The organism is Paenibacillus sp. 598K (genome assembly GCF_003851045.1).
Classification (GTDB): domain Bacteria; phylum Bacillota; class Bacilli; order Paenibacillales; family Paenibacillaceae; genus Paenibacillus_D.
Genome location: NZ_BFBX01000300.1, coordinates 7,179 through 8,225, shown reverse-complemented (window position 1 = coordinate 8,225; position 1,047 = coordinate 7,179). Strand labels below are relative to the sequence as shown.

General features: G+C 64.8%; 1 pseudogene. It reads left to right on the top strand.

Annotated elements, in window-relative coordinates:
- Positions 1 to 1,047 (top strand): annotated as a pseudogene (locus PA598K_RS35200) (hypothetical protein); the annotation flags it as partial.

Sequence of the window (1,047 nt, the reverse complement as noted above, 5' to 3'; positions counted from 1 at the left end):
GCGGGCTCGAGCGGCAGATGATGGACCGTAACAGCCGGTTCTACGGGGGGATCGCCGACCTCTCGACCGGCCTTGCCTGGCCGAGCCATGTCGGCGGCGCGCCGCTCTATATTGCGACGTGGACAGCGGCGCTGCTATGTCCGGAGTCGCGCTACTATCGCAGCGAGATGCTGGTGCATCGAGTCGAGCTCGCGGTCCATTTCCAGCTGCGGGCGCAGCATGCCAACGGGACGATCTCGCCGGGATTTACCAATATGCATTCGCCGCCGGATACGGCCTTCGTCGTCAGCGGACTCGCACAGACGTACGAGCTGATGGTCGCGAGCGGCTGGGAGCCGTTGCAGGACGCGGCGGCGTTGCTCCGCCTGTTCCTCGAGCGCACGGCGCCGGCGATGCGGACAGGCGGCTGCCATACGCCGAATCACCGCTGGGTGATGACGGCGGCGCTTGGCTTCCTCTATCGGCTGACAGGCGAGGAGGCGCTGCGGCGGCGGGCCGAGGCATGGCTGGCTGAAGGGCTCGACTGTACGCCGGACGGCGAATGGACCGAGCGCAGCAACGGCATTTACAATGCGGTGAGCAATTTGTCGTTGTATTATACCGCCGAGCTGTTCGGGCTGCCGGCGCTGCTGGAGCCGATCCGTCGCAACCTGCGGATGATGCGTTTTTTGATTCATCCCAGCGGAGAAGCAGTTACAGACTATTCGGGACGCCAAGATTTTGGTACAATGGTCCATATGGGGACTTACTTCGTCGTCGCGGCCTTGATGGCCGTCAAGGACGGCGATGCCGAATTGTCGGCGATTGCCGCGCTTGCAGGGAAAGCGCTAACCCACCCGGGCGGCCTGCCTAATCACACGATGACGATACTGCTGCGCCACCCGGAGCTGCTCTGTCGGCTGCCGGAGGCGACGCCTTTGCCGGAGCGCTACCGAGTCGTCCTCCATGCCGACTTTCCGCGCGAGAGCTATCTGCAGGCGATGGCCGCCGCAGGTCATGGCGGCGTCATCCGCCACAGCCGCATGCATACCGAGTTCGGCGCCGCGC